Consider the following 2400-nt stretch of genomic DNA (forward strand, 5'->3'; position numbering starts at 1 on the left):
AGGATAGGGGCCCAAAACTAGGTCCCCTTCTTCCTTAAAGCTTTTTACAACAGGTTGGATGATTTCCATCTCTTCGCTTCCTAGAAGACCGTCCTCTCCCGCATGTGGATTCAAGCCCAGAACGGCGATTTTTGGTTTTAAAACTCCAAAATTTTCCTTGAGTGAGCGGAGCATGATTTTTAACTTAGCCTTAATGGCCGGACCTGTCACTGCATCAGCTACCTCTCGCAAGGGGAGATGTCCGGTGACCAGGCCAATTCGCATGTCTTCCGAAACCATAAACATCATGCTTTCTTTAGAATCGAAGGCATCTGTTAAGTATTCTGTATGGCCTACAAAGGGAGTTTCTGTGCTATTAATATTATTTTTATTGAGTGGCGCTGTAACCAAAGCATCCAAGTGACCGGATTTTAAATCTACAATGGCCCGATCAATGGCCGCAAGTGCCATGCTTCCGGCATCTCTGGTCTCTACTCCCGGCATCACTTCGGGAGATTCCTGAACCACATTGATCACATTGATTTTTCTATGGTGTACTTCTTCTATACTCTTGACTTGAATAAAATTAAAATCATTCATGTCTAAGGCCCTTCTGTAATAGGTTAGCGCCTTGCCATGACCATAGATTACCGGAGTAATCATTTTCTGGAGTCGATTGTCAAGCAACGCTTTCATGGTGACCTCTGCTCCGATTCCATTGATGTCGCCTATGCTAATTCCGATTACGGGTTTATTCTTTTTTATATTCATGGCCTTTCTGTATTTGGCTAAACGACTGACTTGTGAGAATGATTCAATCGCTTGTTATAATTTATGATTCTTTACCCAATCTGAGCTTGCTTTTGGTCTTTGAATGCCTAGACCATATCCTTGGGTTTTCTGATAAAGTAAATTTCAGGGTTTACTTTAGAATATACAAGTAAAAATTAATAGGAAACTTCAACCCTAAATCGAGAATTAACTGCTTTCAATTGATCAAAAGCGGCTTTAGATAGCTTGATTAATAATTTGTTGTTGTCTCCTGTTTCCGGTAAAACGCCAACTACTCTAGCGAATATGGTCACATCATTTTCTTCATTTCTTATTCTCATGATGGTTCCAACCGGTGCGTTTCTGTGCAGGACCAGAAATTTTTTATGGTTTCCTGTGCCTTCTATCACTTCAGCTTGACCGCTTTCACTTACATTTTTGAAAGCCGTGGAGGTGCTCACATTATTTGTAGGGCTTTCCACAGCTGTTTTGGAGTTTGTAGGTTCTGATGTAGTTTTGGTGTTTCCGGGTAATTGGGTAACAGGAATGTTGGCGTTGGTTTCTCTCCCCACTTTAAGGGTTTGACCAACCGATAGATTGTTAGAAGATAAGCCATTCCATTTTATAATGTCGGCCACATTGGCATCGTATTTTTTTGCGATGGCAAATAAAGTTTCACCCTGGATTACTTTATGTGAAATCCAATTGCCTGTAGTGGAGACGGAAGGGGAAGCTGTGGAGGTTGTCGGAGTTTCAACTTTGGGAGCAACAGGCTTCTCTGGTTTATTTTTTGGTTGTTTCTTTTTAGCAGCTGGTTTTTCGGTGGTAACAGCAACCGTTTGATTGACGATTTCAGCCGTCTCCTCTACCTTTTTAGGGGCTACGGGTTGTTGCTTTTGGCTTACGGGCTGTTCCTTTTCTGACCTTACTTTTTCTTTTACTCCTTCTATAATTAGGGCCTGTCCCACACTCAAGTCTGTGCCTTTTAGTCCATTTGAAGCCATCAATTGGTCCATACTAATATTATAAGATTTGGCGATCGAAAAGAGTGTTTCACCGGGCGTTACATGATGGACTTTTGCCCCTTCAGGAATCATTGTTGGTTCAATAAATGGTACCCTAATGCGTTGGCCGATTTTAAGCCCATCTTTTAAAGAATCATTGTTTTGGACAATATCACTTACGGGAGTGTTGTACCGCCGCGAAATTCCAAATAAAGTCTCTTGTGGATCTACTTGGTGAATAATATAGGACTTTCCTCCTATCTTTTCTATTCCTACAGAATCTGATCCCACAAGTAATGCTCCTTTGGATGGAATAGCTAAGCCTATCATCCCTAAAATCAATATCCAGCACTTCATTTTACTAACGGTTTTTTACAATAAATTTCTAATAATCATGCAAATTTGATATTTATTTTATCAATTGCAACTCCATTTTATATCAATAGGGGCGATGATCATTTTTATTGGTATATTCAAACAGAAATATTAAACCGGTATTTAAAATGAAACTCTTTTTTAGTCTTGCCTTCTATGTAATCGTCAATTTTATTGTAAATCCATCCCTGCAAGCCCAGTCGGAGCAAAGTGCCGATGATTCTTTACAAACGGTATATGTGTTTGAAATGATGGATAACATAGATCCCAG

The 2400-nt window shown here is 40.0% G+C and carries 2 protein-coding genes; both read right to left on the minus strand.

The annotated features are described in order from the left end of the window. Positions 1-750 (minus strand): 4-hydroxythreonine-4-phosphate dehydrogenase PdxA (locus AAC037_RS23490; RefSeq protein WP_339906054.1); only part of this gene is annotated, 750 nt, incomplete at its 3' end. Positions 751-926: 176 nt separating this feature from the next. Beyond that, a complete protein-coding gene (locus AAC037_RS23495; protein ID WP_339906055.1) occupies positions 927-2111 on the minus strand; it encodes a LysM peptidoglycan-binding domain-containing protein in 1185 nt (394 codons plus the stop codon). Positions 2112-2400: the final 289 nt, after the last annotated feature.

Source organism: uncultured Cyclobacterium sp., assembly GCF_963976465.1.
Taxonomy (GTDB): Bacteria; Bacteroidota; Bacteroidia; order Cytophagales; family Cyclobacteriaceae; genus Cyclobacterium.